The organism is Barnesiella propionica (genome assembly GCF_025567045.1).
In the GTDB taxonomy this organism is placed as follows: Bacteria; Bacteroidota; Bacteroidia; order Bacteroidales; family Barnesiellaceae; genus Barnesiella_B; species Barnesiella_B propionica.
On record NZ_JAOQJK010000003.1, the window covers coordinates 368,302 to 393,284 of the forward strand.

The 24,983-nt window shown below is 41.4% G+C and carries 16 protein-coding genes; 14 read left to right on the forward strand and 2 right to left on the reverse strand.

The window, feature by feature from the left end; all coding sequences use genetic code 11:
• A complete protein-coding gene (locus OCV73_RS06280) occupies window positions 1-597 on the forward strand; it encodes a ribonuclease HII (RefSeq protein WP_147550434.1) in 597 nt (198 codons plus the stop codon).
• A 482-nt stretch (window positions 598-1,079) separates the two neighbouring features.
• Here the strand turns inward: OCV73_RS06280 and OCV73_RS06285 are convergent, their stop codons facing one another.
• Window positions 1,080-2,144: a DUF4831 family protein gene (locus OCV73_RS06285; protein WP_147550435.1), complete on the reverse strand. Its 1,065-nt coding sequence runs from the start codon at window positions 2,142-2,144 to the stop codon at window positions 1,080-1,082.
• Window positions 2,145-2,226: 82 nt separating this feature from the next.
• Window positions 2,227-3,741 carry an NAD(P)H-hydrate dehydratase gene (locus tag OCV73_RS06290; protein ID WP_147550437.1) on the reverse strand — a complete coding sequence of 505 codons (1,515 nt, stop codon included), beginning with the start codon at window positions 3,739-3,741 and terminating at the stop codon, window positions 2,227-2,229.
• A gap of 343 nt (window positions 3,742-4,084) precedes the next feature.
• On the opposite strand from OCV73_RS06290, the gene hpt reads away from it, so the two are divergent.
• From hpt to OCV73_RS06355, 13 genes are all read left to right on the forward strand, one after another.
• Entirely contained in the window at window positions 4,085-4,621 is a 537-nt protein-coding gene (hpt, locus tag OCV73_RS06295) for a hypoxanthine phosphoribosyltransferase (RefSeq protein ID WP_147550439.1), read from the forward strand.
• Between the two features lie 42 nt (window positions 4,622-4,663).
• Window positions 4,664-5,236, forward strand: a complete 573-nt coding sequence (locus OCV73_RS06300) for an adenylate kinase (RefSeq protein ID WP_147550441.1) — start codon at window positions 4,664-4,666, stop codon at window positions 5,234-5,236.
• 132 nt (window positions 5,237-5,368) lie between these two features.
• The gene (gene obgE / locus OCV73_RS06305) at window positions 5,369-6,493 is read left to right on the forward strand and encodes a GTPase ObgE (RefSeq protein ID WP_147550443.1); all 1,125 of its coding nucleotides are present in this window, start codon (window positions 5,369-5,371) and stop codon (window positions 6,491-6,493) included.
• Window positions 6,490-7,308: a peptidoglycan editing factor PgeF gene (gene pgeF, locus OCV73_RS06310; RefSeq protein ID WP_147550445.1), complete on the forward strand. Its 819-nt coding sequence runs from the start codon at window positions 6,490-6,492 to the stop codon at window positions 7,306-7,308. The genes obgE and pgeF overlap by 4 nt, the downstream gene beginning before the upstream one ends.
• A gap of 291 nt (window positions 7,309-7,599) precedes the next feature.
• Entirely contained in the window at window positions 7,600-8,250 is a 651-nt protein-coding gene (locus tag OCV73_RS06315; protein WP_147550448.1) for an RNA polymerase sigma-70 factor, read from the forward strand.
• Window positions 8,251-8,303: 53 nt separating this feature from the next.
• Complete coding sequence (locus tag OCV73_RS06320) at window positions 8,304-9,338, forward strand: FecR family protein (protein ID WP_147550450.1); 1,035 nt, start codon at window positions 8,304-8,306, stop codon at window positions 9,336-9,338.
• A gap of 169 nt (window positions 9,339-9,507) precedes the next feature.
• On the forward strand, window positions 9,508-12,945 hold the full coding sequence (locus OCV73_RS06325) for a TonB-dependent receptor (protein ID WP_147550452.1): 3,438 nt from the start codon (window positions 9,508-9,510) through the stop codon (window positions 12,943-12,945).
• A gap of 5 nt (window positions 12,946-12,950) precedes the next feature.
• Window positions 12,951-14,894 (forward strand): RagB/SusD family nutrient uptake outer membrane protein, encoded by a 1,944-nt coding sequence (locus OCV73_RS06330; protein WP_147550454.1) that lies wholly within the window; start codon window positions 12,951-12,953, stop codon window positions 14,892-14,894.
• Between the two features lie 127 nt (window positions 14,895-15,021).
• Window positions 15,022-16,182: a purple acid phosphatase family protein gene (locus tag OCV73_RS06335; protein WP_147550456.1), complete on the forward strand. Its 1,161-nt coding sequence runs from the start codon at window positions 15,022-15,024 to the stop codon at window positions 16,180-16,182.
• 16 nt (window positions 16,183-16,198) lie between these two features.
• Entirely contained in the window at window positions 16,199-17,851 is a 1,653-nt protein-coding gene (locus OCV73_RS06340) for a beta-N-acetylhexosaminidase (protein WP_147550458.1), read from the forward strand.
• A 9-nt stretch (window positions 17,852-17,860) separates the two neighbouring features.
• Window positions 17,861-22,087, forward strand: a complete 4,227-nt coding sequence (locus OCV73_RS06345) for a putative Ig domain-containing protein (protein WP_147550460.1) — start codon at window positions 17,861-17,863, stop codon at window positions 22,085-22,087.
• A gap of 84 nt (window positions 22,088-22,171) precedes the next feature.
• Window positions 22,172-23,608: a metallophosphoesterase family protein gene (locus OCV73_RS06350; RefSeq protein ID WP_147550461.1), complete on the forward strand. Its 1,437-nt coding sequence runs from the start codon at window positions 22,172-22,174 to the stop codon at window positions 23,606-23,608.
• Window positions 23,609-23,729: 121 nt separating this feature from the next.
• A complete protein-coding gene (locus OCV73_RS06355) occupies window positions 23,730-24,944 on the forward strand; it encodes a purple acid phosphatase family protein (RefSeq protein WP_147550462.1) in 1,215 nt (404 codons plus the stop codon).
• Window positions 24,945-24,983 lie beyond the last annotated feature (39 nt).

Here is a 24,983-nt window from a genome sequence, read left to right on the forward strand (position 1 = left end):
ATGTTACTGCCTTATTTAGAAAAGAACCGTATAGAGGCCGGCTGTGACGAGGCCGGAAGAGGATGTCTCGCAGGAGCCGTTTTTGCGTCTGCCGTCATTCTGCCGCCGGATTTCCGAAACGAATTACTCAACGATTCCAAACAACTTTCCGAAAAACAACGTTACCGGCTCAGACCCGTCATAGAAAAAGAGGCGGTCGCCTGGGCCATCGGTATCGTCACCCCGGAAGAGATCGACAAAATAAATATCCTCAACGCCTCTTTCCTCGCCATGCACCGGGCGGTGGAACAGCTCGCACCAGAACCTGAGCACCTGCTTATCGACGGCAACAGGTTCAAACCATACCCCGGTATAAAACATACCTGTGTGATCAAAGGCGACGGCAAATACCTCTCCATCGCCGCCGCCTCTGTCCTGGCAAAAACATACCGCGACGACTATATGCAGGAACTGCATAAGCAATTCCCGCAATACAGATGGGACAGGAATAAAGGATATCCTACAAAAGCGCACCGTACTGCCATACAGGAGACCGGAGCCTCTCCCTACCACCGGATGACATTCCAGTTACTGGAACGCCAGCTTGCCATATTCTGAGGAATCCCTGAAAAATTCAGCGCACTGATAATAAAATATCTGCCCTAAGTTTTATTACTAATTGAAATAAGCATCACTACAGAAACTTGAAATGTGATGGGATATGGTAACTTATATAACATCGTATCAAAACATTGCTGTCCCCGGATAAAAGAGGTGGATATCGACAGGGAAATACCGGAATGGGAACTCCGGGGATATAACACAACACGACCGAAGATTTTCAGTCCCGCCTTAGAATATGAAAAAGCAGCCGTGAAAAAAATCCCGATCCGAGAAAAGAATATACAAGATATAGCAATATATTAAAATCATTTAAAAACACAAATATATTTCGATATATTTTTATTGAATATCAATAATTATTTATTGATTAAGCATCTAACAATCTTCTACGTCTTTCATCCTTCCCATATAAGCGAAAGCAGGTTTTCCGTTACGGGAAACCTACTTTCGCTTATATTTTACTTCGTCTTATTAATCTATTTCCCAATCTCACGGATAGCTCCTGTCTCCGGATAAAATATCACATAAGAAGGAGATTTCTTATCGGTGAAAAGAGAGGGGTCTAATCCGAATATCACCCCGAATTGAGCTACCTGTACCTGTGTTCTGCAATATACCTTATTATTATAAGTTACCGAAACTTCGGCTTTACCAGGAATACAATAAGCTACTCCGTCTTTCGGCATCTTTTTCTCTTTGCCTTTATTATCCACAGGCAATTCACCTTTCTGCGTTATCTCCACATTAAGATATACCGGAGCCCCACTCACATCTTCTTTACTCACAATGCCATAAAAATCGGATAAACGGAAAATCACGTCGTTCTTTACATCGCCTGTAGGAACGTATGTGAAATGCTTGACTACGGTTTCTGTCTGGGTAGTACCCATAAATAATGCCGTAAGGGCTGCCTCCTGCTCGTCCAGTTGAGTCATTACCAATTTGAACGATTCACCGTCAGCAGGCAGTTTATCCACTTCCCCTGTCACCAGATTGACCCGGCTTTCCCGGATACGATAAATCTGCTTGGCTGCGACTTCGGCCATTCGGGAAGTAGAACCGGACATCAGCAGTTCTTCGGACATCACCGAAGCATACTGGTTATTATCCAAGGGAGAGGATTTACGGGCCATAGGTTTGGTCACATTTACACTGTCCAGTACCGGATCGGCATTTATCGAGAGGGGCAATCCTTCTTTACTCAGGAAAATAAACGGTGTCGTACCCACCTTGCACTGGATAAGATATTGCTCCTCTTTATTAGGTATACCGAAAGGATAAACTTTCACGGCAGTGAGTTCCCAGCTCTCGCTATTTTCCGTTATCGCTCCTTTCACGCCCATATACTTCTCGGCATATTTATAATAGGGTCCGGCTTTCCGGATGGTCTTCGTAGCGACGACTTCAATATCCAGCGCCGTTGTCGGCAGAGAATAGATCAGTCCGTATTCATTGTGCTTACCTGCAGTCAGTTTCTGCGTTTCCTGAGCCGAAGCACAAAAAACGACCAACGCGCATATCGAAAGTATCCACTTTTTCATAAATCATATTTTTAAAAATGTAATTCTTTTACCGTCATTATACACAAAGATATAAAAAGTTAACCAAAAACAGACCTCCGGTTTATTTTATCTGCCGGTATGCTTTGCCCAAGTAATTAATTATATCATTCGCCGTAATAAACTCTTCCGACTCATTTTCGGCTGCCAGGTCTCCGGCCATACCATGCAAAAACACCCCCGTAACAGCCGCCTGAGGAGCAGAAAGTCCCTGAGCCATCAATCCGGTAATCACCCCGGTAAGGACGTCACCGCTTCCCGCCGTAGCCATACCGGAATTGCCCGAACTATTGAAAAAGACATTTCCTTCCGGTAAAACGGTAGCTGTATAAGCTCCTTTGAGGACAACGACCAGTTTATAGCGGCGCGCTACCTCTACGGCTTCTTCCAGCCTCTGATAATCGGTCGCATGAATCCCGAACATACGGTCGAACTCTTTCACATGAGGAGTTATAACAGAATAAGCCGGAAGCTGCGCCAGCAAGTCGGGTTTCTTAGCTATGCAATTAAGGGCATCGGCATCGAAAACAGCAGGATAACGTAACTGCCGGAGTAAATCGGCCAAGGCCTTTATGGATGCGTCGTTACAACCGATTCCCGGACCTACGGCAATAGCCTGGTATCTCCGCTTTATCAATATTTCAGTCAGTTGTGTCTCATTTTTATCCGGTTCAAAAAGAGCTTCGGGAACGGCCGTCTGCAGAATATCGTATCCGCAACGGGGCGCATGGACGGTGACCAGACCGGCTCCGGCATGCATCACCGCCCTGGCCGACAATACAGCAGCTCCCATCATCCCATATTGTCCGGCAATCAACAAGACATGCCCGTAATCCCGTTTATCGGAGAAACGGGTGCGGACAGGGAGCAACTGGGACACGTCACAACGCTCCACCAGACTGTACGGGGAAGGCCGTTCTTCCAGAATATCGGGATGCAAACCGGCGTCGATAATCTTAAATTCCCCTACGTACCGGGCGTTTTCGGACATCAGGAAAGCCAGCTTTGGAAATTGGATCGAAAGAGTAAGAACCGCACGTATGATATCCCGGGGATTATTCTCCAAATTATTTTCTCCGAAAAGTCCCGAAGGTATATCGATAGAAACGACCTGGGCTCCCGAATCATTAATAAGCCGTACCAGAGAAACGAATCCTCCCGAAAGAGGCTTATTGAGTCCGGCTCCGAACAATCCGTCTATAACCAAATCGCTGTCCGTTAACTGAGGGGGAATAAATTCGTCCTTAATCTCGGTAAACTGCAAGGACTCGCATTCCATCAACCGCTCTTTATTCGTCTGCGTACACGGCGATAATCCTTTTTCAGGACAGGTATTGAACAAATATACGATGGGGGCGTAACCATGGTCGCATAATATACGGGCTACGGCAAGAGCATCACCCCCGTTATTTCCGGGACCCGCGAACACGTACAGACGCGTACTGCGGGGCCAGCGGGACAAGATCTCAAGGGACATAGCGGAAGCTACTCTTTCCATAAGATCTATATGAGATATGGGTTCATGTTCGATCGTATATTCATCCAGCGTTCTTATATCATTCGTAGAAAAAATTTTCATTTTATATCGTTCTGTCGGCTAAGTTATACCTAATATACGTAGAAAAACATAATATACTGCCTGTATAAAACAAGCGTTTTACTCCTTTTTTGTCAAGTCATCGTGATACAAAAATAATAGTTTTATGGAGAACCGCATAAAAAAATATACAAAAGGATTATATTTATTATTTTTCACCGGAATGCTGACAATCCCGGGATATATATCACTGTACCACAATAAACAACTGACAACTAAATTACATATAACCCGACAGGAATTCGCAAAATTCTAACCCACTATTTTTTCTTTATTCTTATTTATTGTAAATTTGCAGCTTAATTCAATTCATATACATTAGCCGATGAGCACAATTCAGATCAAGGACCGTCTGTTTAAACCCTATATAGACCGTAGTAGTATTGATTCTGCCGTTAAACGTTTGGCTGCTCAGATGAACAAAGACCTGGCGGGGAAAAGGCCTCTCTTTCTTTGTGTACTGAACGGAGCTTTCATGTTCGCTGCCGATCTCTTCCGGGAAATAAACGTCGATGCCGAAATAACTTTCATCCGTATGAAATCTTATGAAGGCACACAGTCCACAGGTATTATCAAACAGATTTACGGATTGCAGGAAGATATTAAAGACCGCACCGTCGTTATCGTGGAAGACATCGTAGACACAGGATTCACCATGCAGAACCTGAAAAAGCAACTGGAAGAGAAAAACCCCAAAGAAATAAAGGTAGCGACTCTGCTGTTCAAACCCGATTCGTTACAATGCGACGTGAAACTCGATTACGTGGCATTTGAAATTCCGAAAGCATTTATCGTAGGATACGGACTGGATTACGACGAGTTGGGACGTAATCTCAAAGACATATATGTAGTTACCGAATAAGGTATTGCGGTATAAATGGTTATTAATTAAGGAAAAAAGAGGATGTTTAATGTAGTGATTTTTGGTGCTCCGGGCTCCGGGAAAGGAACACAGAGCGAACGGATTATCTCGGAATATGGATTATTCCATATATCAACGGGTGACGTATTACGTGAGCAGATTGCCAAAGGAACAGAATTGGGAAAGATCGCCGATTCTTATATATCGAAAGGGCAGCTTATTCCGGACGAATTGATGATCGACATCTTATCACAGGTACTTGATGCCAACCCCCAAGCCGGGAAAGGTGTAATTTTTGACGGTTTTCCCCGCACCATCGAACAGGCTAAAGCTTTAAAAAAAATGCTGGCCTTACGCGAGGCCGAAGTAGACGTAGTTGTAGGACTTGAAGTGGAAGAGGAGGAACTGATCGAACGCTTACTGAAACGCGGACAGGTATCGGGCCGCTCCGACGACAATCTGGACACGATAAAAAAACGTCTGCATGTATATCACAACCAGACGAAACCTCTCAAAGATTACTATGTAAAAGAGGGAAAATATAAACAGATCAAAGGAACCGGAACAGTAGAGAATATCTTTAATTCAATTAAGGAAACGATTTCCAAACTATAACCGGAAAATCATAACAAGGTCGGAAATGCGAATGCCCCGGCATCCCGTTTCCGGCTTTTTTGTCACATAAGCGGGAACAAGTTACGAACATTCGTTTGTTATTTATTATATCATCATAAAAACAGCAATAACATGGCAGGCTCAAACTTTGTAGATTACGTAAAAATTTATTGCCGATCGGGAAAAGGAGGCGCTGGCGCGATGCATTTATATCGGGCCAAGTATATCACCAAAGGGGGACCGGACGGCGGAGACGGGGGCCGGGGAGGAAATATCATCCTGCGTGCTAACCGCAATTTGTGGACTTTGCTCCACCTGAAATTCGCCCGCCATGTCTTCGCCGGCAACGGTGGTTCGGGAGGACAAAACCGGAGTTTCGGTAAAGACGGGGAAGACCGCGTCATCGAAGTTCCTTGCGGAACAGCCGTATTCGACTCCGAAACCGGAGAGTTCCTGTGCGAAGCTACCGAAGACGGAGAAGAAATAATTCTGTTGAAAGGAGGCCGGGGAGGACTAGGGAACTGGCATTTCCGCTCTGCTACCAATCAAACTCCCCGTTATGCACAGCCGGGAGAACCTGCCGTGGAACGTTCCGTTATTCTGGAACTCAAGTTACTGGCCGATGTAGGATTGGTAGGCTTTCCTAATGCAGGAAAATCTACTTTGTTATCTACCCTATCGGCGGCAAAACCTAAAATAGCCGACTACCCTTTCACGACCCTCGAACCGAACTTAGGGATTGTATCTTACCGTGACAACCGCTCTTTTGTCATGGCAGATATTCCGGGCATTATCGAAGGAGCGAGTGAAGGCAAAGGACTGGGGCTGCGTTTTCTCCGGCATATAGAACGGAACGCATTATTATTATTTATGGTCCCGGCCGATTCTGACAATATCCGCAAAGAATACGAAATTCTTCTCAACGAAGTAGCAACATTCAATCCCGAACTGCTTGACAAACAACGCGTACTCGCCGTTACAAAATGCGATATGCTGGACGAAGAATTGCTAACCGCCATAAAAGAAGATCTGCCCGATATTCCTTCTGTTTTCATATCATCGGTCACAGGTATGGGAATTACCGAATTAAAAGACCTCTTGTGGAAAGAACTAAACGACGAAAAGAACCGGGTACTAACCCTTACCCACAGGGACCTGGACGAAAGCCACAGGGTAAAAGAAGAAGATGATTTCGACCTGACCGGGGATAAGAATGAGGACGAAGAAGACAACTTCACAGAAGAAGACTGGGAATGATAGTCCGCAAAGAAAAGAATATCGAACTATTATCATTTCCCCTATTCAGTACGTTCAAGGAAATAGAAAATTTTGTTACCACCCGAAATGGGATAACAGAGGGGGACAACTATTCTGCATTCAATTTAAGTCCGTATTGTGGGGACAATCCCGCCAGAGTAAAAAAGAACCGGGAACAATTGGCTTCTGTACTGAATATAACGCCGGACAGATTAATAACACCTTTTCAGACTCACGGGAACCGGATATTTTGTTTGGATAGCAACTTTTTCCTTCTCAATTCGGAAAACAAAGAAAAACAATTACTGGGAATAGATTCTCTTATAACTTCTTGCCCGCGAACCGCCATTGCAGTATCCACGGCCGATTGTGTACCTGTTCTTTTATTTGATCCCGTCAACAAAGTTATCGCAGCCATCCATGCCGGATGGAGAGGAACCGTCTCCCACATTGTATCGAAGACTATCGAAGAAATGAAAATACGGTACAATACAACAACAGAAAATCTATTTGCAGCAATAGGCCCGTCTATCGGTCCTGAATATTTCGAAGTAGGAGATGAAGTATTTGAAGCCTTCCGGAATGCCGGTTATAAAATGGAATATATTGCCGGAAAACGGATAGGTAATAAGAAATACCATATAGATTTATGGGGAGCCAATACGGAAGAATTACTCACGGCGGGGCTTTCTCCCGACCACATAAATGTCTCCGGTCTCTGTACTTATTCTCATAACGATAAATTCTTTTCCGCACGTAAACTCGGTATTTCGTCGGGCCGTATATTAACCGGCATTATGCTCAACAAATCATAATACTCATTTTGCTATTATCTTTCCTGATATCCGTTACTTTTATTCCCGGCAAACATCCACTTTCGAAATCCGAATGTAATGAGTATTTAAACTGAAACTCATTAAAATAAAAATCCCGTGTTAAAAATAAAAAAAGGAGTAGGATCAATCATAAATATTAAATATATTAATATATTTGCCGATATATAGATTTTAAGAAATTACATGTTGGTCCCCTCCTCCCAACATTAGACTTCATCTGCTACAAAATAATAAAATATAGAACAATAGATATTGTTTTTAACAAGGAACATGAATAAAGAGCTTGAAAATAAGAATAATGAATTGTCTATCGAAACAAACAAAAAACATTTTGTTGATAATATATTAGCAGAATCACAGCTATTAACCGATCTGCAGAATGACAAATCCAAAGCTTTCGATATCATTTTCAATAAATATTACAAAGACATGGTCCTGTTCGCCCAAAATTATATCGAAGCACGTACAGAAAGCGAAGATATAGTACAATCGGTATTTCTTAACTTATGGAATCACCGCAAAGATTTATATATCAACACATCTCTCAAATCTTATCTGTTAAAATCCGTTCGCAATTTATGCCTCAACCAATTGAGACATTCCGATATACGCCGGGAATATCAAAAATATATGACCGAAGAAAATAATATTTTATCCGAACATAATACAGAAAATTATCTCCTTTATTCGGAACTTCATGCCCATATTAATTCTGCAATGAAAAAACTGCCCGAGAACCAACAGGTGGTTTTTATTTTAAGCAGAATTAATGGCTTGAAATACAAAGAAATATCACAAAGGCTCAATATATCTGAAAGGACCGTTGAAGTGCGGATAAGTAAAGCGTTAAAAACCTTGCAACATTTACTTCAGGATTTCCTCATTTCATCTCTTATATTTCTTTTTTTTAAAATTCTCTGAAAAATATTGTGGTTTTTTTTTCGAGAAGTGTCTTATATACAGAACGTCAAAAAATGGATTTATCAAAAGAAAATATTGACATCCTTATTATCCGGTATTTATCGGACGATATTTGCCCTGAAGAACGCAAAGTTTTAGAATCCTGGGTAAAAGAACAGGATACGAACCACACATATTTCCAACAAATGAAAAATATGTGGGAAATAACAAATCCGGCACTTGATCCGGATTCCATCTCTGTATCACAAGCCCTCAAACAAGTACACAAACTTGCAGGCATAAAATCCCCAAAAGAACAATTTTTCATTTACTGGCAACGTATTGCAGCGATTCTCATATTACCACTTATTGCCACGTTTTTAATTATATTATTTTATACATCCGCCACCCAAGAATATAAGCAAATCGTATATCAGGAAATTTCCGCTCCGTATGGTTCCCGGCTTCATATAAATTTACCGGACGGTTCCATCGTTTACCTGAATTCAGGCGGAAAACTTAAATTCCCTACTATATTCAAAGCCGGAGAACGTAATGTTTATTTAAACGGTGAAGCTTATTTTGAAGTTGAATCTGACAAATCAAATCCGTTTGTTGTACATACAAATGCCATAGACGTTAAAGCTACCGGAACCATATTTAATGTAGAAGGATACGATAATGATACTCTTTATGCGGTTACTATGATGAGTGGCAAAGTACAAGTATCGATAGATAAAAAACACGAAACAATAGATATTACAAAAGGAGAACGCGTCAGTTACAATGTAAAAAAACATAATTATACTGTAGAAGATGTAGATCCTTACAAATGGTGCGCCTGGAAAGACGGTAACCTTATTTTCAGGGACGAACCACTCATCAATGTCCTCAAAAAAATAGGACAGGTTTATAATGCAGAAATAATTGTACAAGACACCGCTCTTTCGAAACATTTATACAGAGCCACTTTTAAAAATGAATCATTAGACGATATATTAAGGCTGATAAAAAAAACCGTACCTCTATCTTATATTGAGAAAGGAAACATACGAGGTAACGACGGAACTTTTACCAAGCGATGTATCATCGTCGAAAGATTGAACTGACAATTAGATTAAAAAACCTTAAAAAATAACGCTTATGAAAATATAAATTAGAAAACACTATGAAAAAACAGAAGTGGAAATTCTCCCAAATCCCCACTTCCAAGTGCATGCTAGATAGCAATGAGATAAAAACCATTTAGTCTTTACTAAACTAACATATTACAAATGTATGAATTATATTTCTATTCACAAAAATAGGAGGCGATATAATATACCCTATCCTATTCCAGGACAAAAAGCCTTCATCTGCTTATTTTTACTCATTATTTCAAGCACATTAGCCGCATTCGGTAATAATAATCCGTCACAAGACGGAACCTTAAGTCTGAACATGCAGAATGTTACCGTAGAGCGAGTGCTGAACCAAATCGAAACTGAAACGGACTACACATTTCTCTATAACAAACAGATGGTAGACGTTACCAGAAAAGTAAGTATAACCGTTAAAAACAAACCTATTAAAATCGTCCTGGCAAGTCTGTTCGACGGTTCAGGAGTGTCTTATTCAATAGACGGAAAACAAATCGTCTTAAGCAAAGAAGAACAAAAGACACGGTCTCAAAACAGCCATAGAATTTCAGGAACCGTAGTAGATGCAGTAGGCGAAGCAATTATCGGTGCGACTGTTATAGTAAAAGGAACCAGTAACGGTACAGCTACCGACATCAATGGGGAATTTAAGTTAACAGCTCCGTCCGGCGGAACCTTATCTGTTTCATATATCGGATATGTTCCTCAGGAATTAAAAATCGGAAACAAAACGGTATTCAACATCACATTAAACGAAGATACGAAAACATTGGAAGAAGTTGTAGTTGTCGGTTTCGGAAAACAAAAGAAAGAAAGCGTTATTGGAGCTATTCAATCGGTAAAATCAGAAGACATTAAACTGCCGACTACGAATCTCTCCAACACTTTTGCAGGTCGTATAGCCGGTATAATCTCTGTCCAGAAATCCGGTGAACCAGGAGCCGATGGGGCCAATTTCTGGATCCGCGGCGTAGGTACATTCGCATCGGCACAAAGCCCTTTGATACTTATTGATGGTACAGAATCAAGTTCTTACGATTTAAATGCTCTTGCTCCTGAAGTTATTGAAAGCTTTTCGGTATTGAAAGATGCGACGGCCACGGCGTTATACGGTTCACGGGGCGCAAACGGCGTTATGTTGGTAACAACGAAGTCCGGACAATTGGGGGGTAAACCTACCATCAATATCCGTATCGAAGGCCGTATGTCCATGCCCACTCAAATACCCAAAATAGCCGATGCTTATACATACATGAATATGTTTAACGAAGCTGTTGAAGCCCGCACTCCGGGAGCAGCCCCCATATTCTCGGACGATCAAATCAACGGAGTCAAGAATCATCTGGATCCTTATATGTATCCCAATATAGACTGGTATGGAGAAATGTTCAAAGATGTCACCTACGATCAGGCTGTTAACCTGAATGTTTCGGGAGGCGGAAACCGGATGGATTATTTCATCAGCGCCACCTTCAATAATGATATGGGTATGGTAAAAACATCTAATGATAACCCATTTAAGAACAATATATCTAATTTACGATATTCATTCCAGTCTAACGTCAATGCTCATATCACAAAAACGACAAAAGTGGGCGTTAAACTGAATATGCAGATACAGGACTATAAAGGACCGTCCAATAGCATCAGTTATATATTTAACCGGGTTATGTGGGCTCCTCCCGCTTTATATCCCATCAAGTTCCCGAATATACCGGGAACGAACTACTCAGCTTATGGCAATAAGTCCGGAGGCCCGCAAAACGACCGTTATGCAAATCCTTATGCCGAGTTATCCGCTGGAATTGAAGAACGGTTCCGGACAACCGCCATGGCCGCATTTACGTTTGATCAGGATTTAAAATTCATCACACCAGGATTAAAAGTAAGCGCTCTTTTTTCTTTGAAAAACTTCAGTTCCACTACTTGCAGCCGTACTTTTGTCCCATCTTATTTCCAGATCGACCCGAACGCATTCGGTATAGAACAACCGGAAGGAGAATATCCATATGTACTCAAAGCCGTGAACGATAATGGAACCAATGCTATTACGGCAAAAAATTCAAGCTCGGGAGACAGGTTACTGAATACGAATATTTCCATTAATTATGAACGAAAGTTTCTCAAAGTACATGATGTAGCCGCCCAGTTGGTATATTTACAACGGGGTTATTACAAAAACACTCCGGGAAGTGCCAGTTATAACGACGCATTGGGAGAACGGAATCAAGGGTTGGCAGGACGTTTAACCTATGATTTTGACAAGCGTTATTTCTTTGAATTCAACTTCGGGTATAGCGGTAGCGACAATTTTGTAAAAGGTAAACAATTCGGATTCTTCCCCTCTTACGCCCTTGGATATATTATTTCCAATGAAAATTTCTTCGCACCGTTAACCGACGTTGTAAGTTTGCTAAAGATCAGAGGTTCATACGGAACCGTAGGTAACTCCGCAAGTTCTATAAGATTCCCCGGTATCACCAATGTTACTATGAATGGAGCCGGATATGCATTCGGAGAAAACTTCCAGAAAACGCCTAACGGAGCTATTGTATCGGCTTACGGAAATGAAAATGCGACATGGGAAGTTGCCAAGAAAACAAATGTAGGTATTGAATTAGGGTTATTCGATCAAAAAGTTTTGCTCATCGCAGACTATTTTTATGAAAACCGTAACAGTATCTTAATGCAACGGAAATCCGTAGCTGCTACCACCGGTATCGGTGGTGCCACAGCATTGGCTAATATCGGACGTGTAAAAAATCAGGGGATAGACATGTCTTTAGAATACAATCATGCATTCCGTAAAGATGTCATACTATCTGTAAAAGGAAATCTTACTTATGCAGTCAATGAGCTGGTTGATAAAGACGAGCCATTTTATAAATGGGATTATCAATATGAGAAAGGCGGCCCGCTAAACAGAATCGGTCCCGCTTATATTGCCGACGGATTGTTCAAAGACGAGAATGATATCAAAACCAGCAAGGACCAATCGGCCGTTATGCCCAATATTAAACCCGGAGACATAAAATATAAAGACCTGAACAACGATGGAATAATCAATGAATACGACCGTAAATATATAGGAGATCCATATATTCCGCAAATAATTTACGGTTTCGGCGGCTCTCTTCAATACAAGAAATGGGATTTCTCCGTATTCTTCCAGGGAGCAGCTAAAGTATCTATTTATCTGGATAATATACATCCGTTCGGTACATATTATTCGAACGTCCTCCAATTCGTAGCTGACGATTACTGGTCGGAATCCAACCCGAATCCCAATGCTTCTTATCCAAGGCTTGCACATACAGTCGGAGCCGAAAATACGAACCAGAAATCAACATTCTGGTTAAGAAGCGGAGCTTTCTTACGCTTGAAAAACGCGGAAATAGGATTTAACCACAAATTTATGAGAATATATCTTTCAGGCTCCAACTTATTAACATTTACAGGCTTCAAATATTGGGATCCGGAAATTGGAGGAAGCAATAACGGAAGCGATAGCAACGGGAACGGTCTTGTGTATCCATTGCAAAGAGTTATTAATCTCGGTATTCAATTTAAATTCTAAGAACAATGAAATTGATATATAAAATCATAACCATGCTTTTTTGTTCCGGTTTTTTATTAACCGGATGCAATTATCTGGATGTGGAACCCGAAAAGAAAGGTTCGTTGGAAGAAGCATTTTCTACCGTCACCAACGCCCGCAACTTTCTTTACGCTTGTTATTCTTACATGCCGCATTATTCATATTTGAACGATGCACCCGAATTGATCGGCGCAAGTGACGAACTCTGTCTCACTTCCCAATGGGCCACCACCTGGCACTTTGGAAAAGTACCTAATATAGGAGGACAAACGGCTGCCGATCCGCTGTTTAATTACTGGTCTCACTTTAAAAGTGAAACCCAGCCCGATCGTTGTATTGCATATAATTTATATGGTGCAATACGCCAATGTTATACTTTTTTAAACCGCATAAAAAGTGTTCCGCAGATATCGGATGACAATGTGAACATGTGGAGTGCAGAGGCTAAGTTCCTTATCGCCTACTACCATTATTGTTTGTTACGCCTATACGGACCTATCGTTATAATCGAAGAAGAAACTCCATTTGAAGGTCCGGAAGAAGTAATGTATCCCAAACGCCAGCCTTACGACAAATGTGTAGAATGGATAGCTAATCTGTTGGACGAAGTTGCATTTATATTGCCCCCCAGACAAGCATCCAGTGAATTCGGGAAACCGACCAGTGTTGCTGCAAAAGGTATAAAAGCGCGTATGCTATTATATGCAGCCAGCCCTTTATTTAACGGTAATGCCGAATATTACAGCAATTTCACCAACAAGGACGGAGAATCGTTGATGGATTTGGAGTATAAAAAATCGAAATGGCTGGCCGCTTTAACTGCTACAGAAGAAGCTATTAATTTAGCCCACGATAATGGTTACAGTTTATTTGAATGTCCTAAAATACCACAGGGAGCTACCGATAAAGAAAAAGCATATTTAACAGCCCGGTATATGATTGTGATGCAACCCAGTGAGGGAAATACAGATGTTATCTGGACTTACACCGGAAGTGCAACATCTCTACAACAATTCAATACGGCGAAAGGTATCTCTACCGGATCTACAACCGTCCCTTACGGTGGCATATCGCCTTCGTTCCAAATGGTAGAAACCTATTATACCAAGAACGGATTACCCATTGACAAAGATCCGGAATATAACTATTCACGTCGATACGGTTCCGCCGTAGATCCTGAAACAGGAGAAACGACCGCACGATTGAACCTGGACAGGGAACCTCGTTTCTATGGACAAATTGCATACGACCGTTCCAAATTCGAATCCGATGGAATCGACGGCACGTCATCTGCCAAACCATTGAGACTGTACATGCGTATGGGTGAAGTAAATCCGGTCACCGGACTATCTAACGGTAACGATCCATTGAAAGACAACATAGCTCCGAATGGTTATATATTAAAGAAGCTATACCACCCTTCTACGAGTTTCAAAGATAATAAGGTAGCTCAAAAGAACTATGGTATGCCTCTTTTAAGATTAACTGAACTTTACTTGAACTATGCTGAAGCTTATTACGAATATTATGAAAAACTGGATGGAATAGCCTTATTCTACTTCAATGAGATAAGACGCCGGGCCAATATTCCCGATGTAGACGATGCATGGCAAGGGATCGAAGGAAAAGACTACAGAGAAATTATTCGCCAGGAAAGAACTATCGAACTGATAGGAGAAGGACACCGTTTCTTCGATGCACGCCGCTGGAAAACAGCCCACCTCACTTTCTCTAAAGTACAGAAGCGCTGGAACTGCTTCGCTTCCGGTTTCTCATCCAGCAATGTGCAACCGGCCGCAGACTACCTCACGGTCAGGAATAGCAACGAACCACCAAAAGCCTTTGAAGTGCCTAAACACTATTTATATCCCATCGACTCCAGAGACGTAGATACGAATCCAAACATGGTACAAAATCCTGGCTGGTAATAATATCACCACAAATATATGTACGGAGATATCTCCGTACATATATTACCCATTGAAACAAACAAAATCTTATCATACCAGCAAAGTTTTCCCGAGTAAATATAAAATGTCATAACTTCATCACAATATGAATAAATATATTATTCTCTCGCTCCTGATAGTTTTTCCTTTTCTGGCCCAGTCCGGAAATTTCAAAATTACCCACGGACCGTATTTACAACACGTTTCAGAAAATGAAATAACTATAAAATGGACGACTAACAAACCTTGTAAGTCCTGGGTAGAATACGCTCCGCAAAAACAGGGTAGCTTCTACAAGACCGTTCCTCAGAGAGCCTATTCATCACACAATGGCCTTATAGATGTCGATACGGTACATTCGATTCATATACGCGGACTGGAACCCGGTACTAAATATTTATACAGAGTACTCTCTCAGGAAATTGAAGATTTCCGTCCCTATCGTCCGAAATTAGGGGAAATAATATCTACCGATATCTATAAAAAACCTTTAACATTTTCCACTTTAGATCCGGCAGAAAACGAAATACGGATGCTTATGATAAACGATATACACGGCAATAATGCCCTACTGTCGAAATTATTGAGCATTGGAAATATAAAAAAACAGAACCTTATTGTTTTTTGCGGAGACATGTGCAACTATGTAGGGAGTCAAAAAGACATTTTCAATGGTTTCCTGGATTGTTCCATCAATGAGTTCGCCTCCCAGCAACCGTTCATATATGCACGTGGTAACCATGAAATAAGAGGGGCATACGCCCGTAACTTCCCCCAATACCTGGCCAACGAAACAGGGAAATTTTATTACTCTTTTATACGTGGTGATATTTTCTTTATCGTACTGGACGGCGGAGAAGACAAACCCGATTCAGACATAGAATATTCAGGCTTGGTCGATTTTGACAACTATATGAAAGAACAGGCAGAATGGTTAAGAGAAGAAGTGAATAGCGAAAAATATAGGAATAGCCGGTACCACATCGTCATTTCACATATTCCGTTCACACAAAACGGCTGGGCAGGTGAAATACGGTTACGTAAAATGCTCAATCCCATATTGGAAAATGCAGGAATCGACCTTATGCTGAGCGGCCATTACCATTCATTTTCATTCTGGGAGAAAGGAAAAGCAACCAATTATCCGATAATTATTAACTCCAGCAAATCGGTTCTTAATCTGGTAAGCAACGGACAATCCCTGCAAGTAAAAATAGTTGACGAAAACGGAAAAACACTTATGAACCAACAAATAATAAAACCATAAACGATTTACATAAATTATGAAAGCAAGATTGTATAATATACTCATTTTCTTTATTCTCATAACTTTCGCTCCATCTTGTCAGGTACAGTTATCGGAAGAGAAACTATCAGAACGGTATCCTATCATCCCTAAACCGGTTCAGGTAACTTACCAAAAGGGGGATTTTATTTTCTCTGGAAACATTGCTGTAAAAGTAAGAACGATAAAACCCGATTATAAAAAAGCGGCGGATTTTTTAATTGATTATACTAATCGTACGGGAGCCGTAACTTTAGTATACGCTCCGGAAGACGCTAAAGGAAAAAGTATCGTTTTCGACACAGACCAGAACATAAAACCCGAAGGTTATTCTTTGAATATTTCCCCGGAGCAGATAACCATCTTATCTTCCGATGAAGCAGGAGCTTTTTATGCTGTTCAGACATTAAGACAATTGCTGCCCGTCGAATGTGAAAAGAAAATCTACAATAAAAACATACACATGAAAGTTCCGGCTGGAATAATCAAAGACGAACCGAGATTTACCCACAGAGGTTTCATGATCGATGCCGGAAGATATTTCTTTCCCGCAGATTATGTAAAAAAACAAATAGACATTATGGCTCTGAACAAGCTGAATCGCCTTCAACTGCACTTGACCGATGACCAAGGCTGGCGCATCGAGATCAAATCGCATCCTGAACTGACAAAAATAGGAGCTTGGAGGAAAGAGACTCTTATCGGCCATAAAAATATAAAACCGCACCATTACGACGGCAAACCTCACGGAGGGTTCTATACACAAGAAGAACTAAAGGAGATAGTAAAATATGCCTCGGATCGCTTTATAGAAGTCATACCTGAAATTGAAATGCCGGGACATGCCCAAGCGGTACTGGCTACTTACCCTCAACTAGCCTGCAAACCCGATAAATATGAGGTATCATGCATATGGGGGGTCCACAAAAATGTGCTTTGTACCAAAGAAGCTACCTTCAGATTTCTGGAAGATGTGCTGACCGAAGTATTTGCCATATTTCCCAGCAACTATATCCATATCGGCGGAGATGAATGTCCCAAAGATCGCTGGAAAGAATGCCCTACCTGTCAAAACAATATAAAAAAGTTAGGGCTTAAAGACGAACATGAGCTGCAGAGTTATTTCATATCCCGCATGGAAAAATTCATAAACTCTCATGGAAAAAAAATAATAGGCTGGGACGAGATCCTGGAAGGCGGATTGGCACCCAATGCAACAGTAATGTCATGGAGAGGGGAAGCCGGAGGAGTTAAAGCAGCAGAAATGGAACATCCCGTCATCATGACCCCCAGAAACATCTGTTATTTGGATTATTATCAGTCTCAGGATAAAGAGAATGAGCCTTTAGCGATAGGCGGATATGTTCCTTTGGACTCGGTATATCTTTATAATCCTGTTGCTGCCATCAAAAACGAATATCAAAAATATGTTATGGGCGTACAAGGTAATTTATGGACCGAATATATTTCCACATCGGAACATGCAGAATATATGACTTATCCCCGTCTCATTGCGCTGGCCGAAGTAAACTGGACCCCGATAGACCATAAAGACTACAACGACTTTCTAAAACGTCTTTCCAAACAGATAAAAAGGCTGGATGAACTGGACGTAAATTATGCAAAACACTTTATTTCTTCAACTAAATAAAAAATACGTATGAAAAAGACAACTCACAAAGTTAAATGCTTACCATCGCTTATTATGGCATCGGTGATGGCCATGACAAGCGTTCTTAGCTACGGGCAACTGCTCAACTGGCGTACCATGAAAACCGATAAAGGGGCTGTTAGCGAACAAAAGGCTTTAACCATATCTCCTTCCGGGGAATTATTTTACGGGATCAACGCCAAAGGCCAATATCTCCTAAAAGAAGATGGAAGCTACGATGAAGTATTAAACACACAGACCGACGGAAGAGCCGGAATATTGATAAAGATCAATGCCGACGGTAGTTTCGCCTGGGGTAATTATGCCAGCAGTTCGGGAGAACCGACCAGCACAAAAAATACACAAATCACAAGTGTTACTTACGGCCCGGACGGATATGTATACGCAGTTGGCGGTGTAACAACGAATGTAGGTTCAGAACACGCCGTTACCTTATTCGGAAAAGATGCGGTAAGCAAAGGCTTTATGGACTATTATCTGGCAAAGATCGACCCTCAAACGGGAAATGCGGTTTGGGCCACGACTTTAGGTACAGCAAAAGACTGGGATATGTTCAATGGAGTCTCGGCAGATAGAGACGGGAATGTATATGTTTTCCAGGAAGCATTTGATAATGCCAATAAATTTACCCTGGAGCTGGCAGATGGTACTTCCCTCAGCCTCGGAGTCAATGGAAACTGGGGAACCGACGCCCTGGTTATTAAGTTCAACGCAGAAGGAAAACCTGTATGGGCAAAAAATTTCGGTTCCATATTTAAAGATAAAGGAAACTCCATCATTGCAGATAATGAAGGTAATGTTTATCTGACAGGAGTATTGAACAGCGGCGGAGCAGATTTGACAAATGAATCGGAAAAAAGAAGAGAGGTAGTTTTCGGCAACAATACCTATTATATGACCCCTGAAGCGACAACCGATGCATTCCTGTTAAAATTATCCGGCAATGACGGTTCTGTACTATGGTCCAAATTACTGGATGGAACAGGTTCTCAAGAAGGAAGAAAATTGGCTCTCCTGAGCAACAACGGTATTGCATTAATGGGTGTAGACCAAGGACAATTCTTTGTTTCGGCCTATAGCAGCACAGGTGAACAATTATGGCAAAAAATGCCCCAATGTAACGGTAGCTATGAATATAAAAGCATGTCCTCCGATAATTCAGGCAATATCTTCATCTGCGGATTCTATAAAGCACCTATAACTATCGAAGGAATTACACTGCCTTTAGAAGAAGGGAACGAAGCCAACGGATTTATCGCCAAATTTACGCCTGAAGGTAATTGTTCTGAAATAGACTATTCAAAAGGCATGGGGTATGAAGGCATTAATCACATTGCCGTTAACGGTTCTTATATAGGCATATGCGGTGACAGATATCGAGATATGATATTTCCTTTCGCCGATGAAATTTCAGGATTTTCTGCCCGTAACGTAAATGGGGCAAATCACGATTTCATCTGTGCTGCTTATAAGGATCAACCCTCTATACCCGGGCCTTCATCTTTTACCGCAAAACGCCTGGTTTCTTTCTCATACCAGATTTACCCCGTATTTATGGCGGCTCCAGCCAACTATACTTTCGAGATAATCAACGGAGTTCTACCTAACGGATGGACACTTGACTCGAGCAATGGTATTATTTCGGGACGGGCATCAAATACAGGTTCGGGAACTTTTACAGTTCAAGTCAGAAATACAACGGACAATGTAACACTGGAAAAAGAATATAGCTATACGATAGAAGCTAAACCTTGTGAAATATTAGAAATTACACCGGATGCTATCAGTGATGAAATGTTCACCGGATATTTCTCTCAAAAATTCACGTTGGAAAACAGCGACGGTATCGTAACATGGAGCGGAGATAATTTGCCTAAAGGATTATCTATCGATCCGGCTACCGGGGTACTGAGCGGCACATTACAACAAACCGGCTCTATTACATTCTCCCTGACAGCTACCGAAGAAAGCGGATGTTCAAAAATTCAGGATTATACTATAAACGTATCGGAATTCAATTACCAGGCCGGACCTCATGTTTCCTGGATAACTCCGATCTATGGTTCGGGATTCGACCATAGCAAATCAAGTGCAATAGACAAAGAAGGAAACATTTATTTTTCAACTACTTACGGAGACATAACATTTAATGAATCCGCTTCGTTCCCTTACTCTTCCAATCCAGACGCTTTAGTAGCAAAATACAACGGAAGTAACGGAACTTTCATGTGGGGACGCCGGATAGGCGGAGCAGAGGTTTCGGGCCGCAATGAACAAGGACAGGCCGTTGCCACAGACCCTACGACCGGAGACATCGTATTTACCGGTATAGTAACTCCCGATGCATTAGTTGGCGATCTGACCAGTTCTGAACCGATTCCTACCAATGGCGGCCGGGATATGTTCTTGGTTCGATTCAATCCGCAGGGGAACATCCTTTGGCATAAATCAATAGGCTCTACAGCCGACTGGGAAGCTGGTATCAACACCATATTCGACAAAAAAGGCAATATTTATGCTTTAGGATACAAAGCTGCCGGTCCAATAAACATTGAATTAGGAGACGGAACAACCGAAGTTATCGGAGACAATCGTCTGATGCTTATAAAATTTAACGGAGAAGGTAAAGCAATATGGTCCAAAGGTTTCGGTTCATCAGGCGGAAGTCAGGAATCATACGGGCTCGTTGTCGATGAAGCCAACAACGTCTATATTTCAGGTGTAGTGAACGGCGGAACATTAGATTTCGGTAACGGAAAATCTGTCGATGCTAAAACCGACGTTTCCTTTATTGCCAAATACAATGAAAACGGAGTTTGTCAATGGGTAAGCCAGATAGGTAGTGCCAAAAGTGTGCTCCCCGGAAGAGGCCACGGTCTCGAAATAGATTCACAGGGCAATTTATATTACGCAACATTCAGCAGCGGAACCATAGAAATTCCTAATGTAGGAACACTCACTTTAGCCGGAACGAATGCCGTCGTTTATAAATTCAATCCGAACGGAGAATGTATTTCTTATATTCAATTACCAGCGTCCTCAGGCTCCGGAGCGACCTCCGTACATGTCGACAAAAATGACAATCTGTATGTCGTAGGATATTACAAGAGCGACATTATTTTGAAAGGAAGTGTCAAATTGCCCTTACCTCCGAATGCAGCAATCAGTTCGTTCGTAGCAAAATATAACAAAGAAGGCGATCTCATCTGGGCCATGCCGGCAGGAAACAACATCAGTTCAGGACAATCGCTTACCGGTATCGCATTAAGCATCGACAATCAAACAGACGATCTCATTCTTTCAGGCCCGTTCTCCGGTAAATTATATCCGCAGGGATATTCGGGAACCCAATCATTCATCGACGGCGGTGCATTTTTCGTAGCCCGTTATTCTCAATCAGCCGGAATATTTGCCGTATTGCCCGAAGGTAAACTGAATGAAGATTATACAGGTCATGTCGAAATACAAGGTATTGCCAGTCCTTTATTATTAAAATTCAGTATTACGGGCGGTGCTCTCCCCGCAGGATTAACAATGGACGACTCCGGAAAAATCACCGGTAAACCCACCGCAGTAGGAAAAAGCACATTTACCGTTAAAGGAACAGATGGTATAACTACTCTCGAAAAAGAATACTCTATTTCTATCATAGGTTCCGATTGCGATATAAGTATAGAAAATATCTACCTGGACGATGCTGAAAATGGCGTTCCATATACCGGATATGTATATGTATTATCCGCCACGGGTAATGTAACCTGGTCATTCGAAGACCCCTCACAAGTACCGTACGGACTCTCCATTGCAACGCTTGATTCCGAAACAGGAGTAATTTCCGGAACACCGAATTCGCCGGCCAAAGAATATGAATTTACTGTTGTCGCAGAAGATGAAGCAGGTTGTATAGCAACAGCTAAAGCATATCTTAACCTTACCGGCACTTTTGCAGTCAAAAGTATTTCTACCGGAAAGATATCAGTATATCCCAATCCTGTAACTGATAACAAAATCTTCATCGATGCCCAAGGTCTCGTATCCGGAACTTACCGTATCGATATCATCGATATGAAAGGGATTACAGTATATACCGCAAATACAGAGATTATCTCTTCCGAAAACAAAAGCATTTCGGTCGACAATCTCCCTGCCGGTCTATACACACTACTGATCAACGGGAATAATTCCCAAAGCTCGGTAAGAATAATCAAACGATAACAAATCTTTCATTTATTATTATACCGGGAGTGACGAGAGCTGTCACTCCCGGATAATTAATAAAATACGATAATAAGCTAGAATATGAAACAACACCCGATAAATCACAGTCGACGCAAATGGTTAAAACAGACGTCTTTGTTCTGTGCAGGAGCTATGATACTGCCGGTAACGGCAAAAGAACACAAACACTCAAAAACGACAGTGACAGACGGATTTTCAACAGAACCATTCCTTCAAAATGTAACAGCAAACAGCATTACTATAACATGGATATGTAATACGAATAGTTACAGTTGGGTAGAATACGGCAGTTCGGCAACTTTAATGGGAGCAAAAGGCATTGCAAAATCCGGAGGGTTAGCGCTTGCAAACAGAAAAATCAATAAAGTGACATTGAAAAGCCTGTTTCCAGGAAAACAATATTTCTTCCGCATTGTATCGAAACCCATTCTTAAGCTGGCCGCATATGACAAAATTTACGGTGCGGAAAAATACAGTGAAACTTATTCCTTTGTCATGCCCGACATGGACAATTCTACCGTTACAGCTTTATTCTTAAATGATTTAAAAAGCAATTCCGAATCTCTTAAAAAATTAATTTCTTTAAATTCGGGGCAGAATTATGATTTCGTATGCCTGAATGGTAATATGATTAACAATGCAGAATCCGAATCTCAACTTATTAACGATATCATATCTCCTTGCTGCACGGCTTTTGCCACACATATCCCTCTTTTTTATAACCGGGGAAACCTCGAAACGCGCGGCCCATGGGCCCGTAACTTTTACGATTATTTTGAAACCGCTACTCATGAAGCATATTTTTCACTTCGATGGGGCCCTGTATTTTTCATTTTTCTCGATTCCGGAGAAGATAAAGACGACTCGGACAGTTCGTACGCCGAATTATCCTATTTTGACGAATACAGAGAACAGCAGTCCAGATGGCTGGAAGAACAGTTACAGTCAGATACTGCCAAAGACGCATCTTTTCGGATTGTAATCATGAATTATCCTACACACCATGCCGATACGTGTCATGGCGTGGAACACTGCAATCAGCTATTCACGCCTCTTATGAACCGTTATCATGTAAATGTTCTCATTGCAGGGTACTCAGGAAATTCCCATATATATACACCCGACGATAACCATAAATACTCAATAGCCATAGGAGGCAATGCCGATGAGGGAAATCGCACAATCATTCAAATGACTGCCAATAAAGATAAAATCTCATTGAAAATCATAGGTGAAAACGGAGAGTTAAAAAGTTCTTATGATGCAGATGTCGATGCCTTGGAAAATATAAAATCGGGAACAAACGATATTTATGTTTCCGGAGACAAAATTTGTGTGAATACCACATCTACCGATGCAATCCAGGTATTCTCGGCTAATGGCATTCTATTGCGCACCATAACTCCGGATAGCAACATAACCTATATTTCGGGACTGGAAAAACAAACTATCTATATAGTAAAAGCAGGGAAATCAACAAAAAAAATCCTATTATAAACCGTCCTGTTTCTACAGCTTAAATACAAAATAAACTACACTACGATTACGAAAATCATAATATAATATGCAATTACTATACTTTGATTTTCATCTGTACTATTGAAATACTCTGAAAATTATGGAAAAAGAAGAATTAAAGAATAGCCGTAGAGAAGCTCTGAGAAAAATGGCATTGTTTGGTACCGGAGCCATATTATTTCCATCTGTAAATCTGTTTGCCGGAACATCATCACTGTCTGCCGCTTCATTTAAAACCCGGCCTTACTTACAAAATCCATCTCCTACGGCTATGACCATTTGCTGGATAGCTTCGACAAACAGTTTTAGCTGGGTAGAATATGGAGAAACAACCGAGTTGGGACAAAAGACAATCGGTAAAAAGCACGGCATGGCTGTAGCTAATAATACGGTGAATAAAATCCGGTTAACCGGACTGAAACCGGCTACCAAATATTATTACAGAGTATGTTCTAAAGAAATCATCAAACTGGAAGCGTATCAGAAAGAATTCGGTATGACCCTGAACAGTATTAAATTCGAATTTACGACTCCGGGAGAATCTCCTGAAAAAGTAAGGGCTTTGGTTTTTAATGACCTGCATGAAAGACCCGCATCCATAAAAGCTTTATTAAATTACAATACGGGAATATATGATTTCGTATTCCTGAACGGCGACCTTATCAGTGAATTTGAAGACCAGACGCGAGCTATAAAATCGGTAATCGATCCATGTTGCGATAATTTCGCTACTCGTATACCTTTTTATTTCGGACGGGGAAACCATGAAACACGCGGGGCACACGCCTTCAATTTCAGTGATTATTTCGATTCTCCCTCCGAGAACCTATATTATTCATTTACCTGGGGACCTGTATATTTCATTGTTCTGGACAGCGGCGAAGATAAAGAAGATTCTAACTTCGAAGCTTATGGAGGTCTGGCTTTCTTCGACGAATACCGGATAGAACAAAAAATATGGCTGGAAAAAGAATTGAACTCCCCGGAACGAAAAGCAGCCAAATATACCGTGGTTTTGATGCACATACCCACCCATCACGCCGGGGACTGGCACGGTACGACACATTGCAGGCAATTTATAGGAAACACGCTTAATAAATACGACATATCGGTTCTTATTGCAGGACATACGCACAGTGCATATTATTGTCCGGGATGCACAGAACACAATTATCCCATCATGATAGGAGGGGGCCCTGCCGATGGCAAACGAACTCTTATACGGTTAGAAGCCGATTCACAGGAATTAAACGTTAGCATGCTGTCGGACAACGGAACAACCCTCAGTAAATTACAGGTCAATGCTAAAAAATAATGACTGGAATGCCAGGAACAACCGTCTTTATTCTAATAA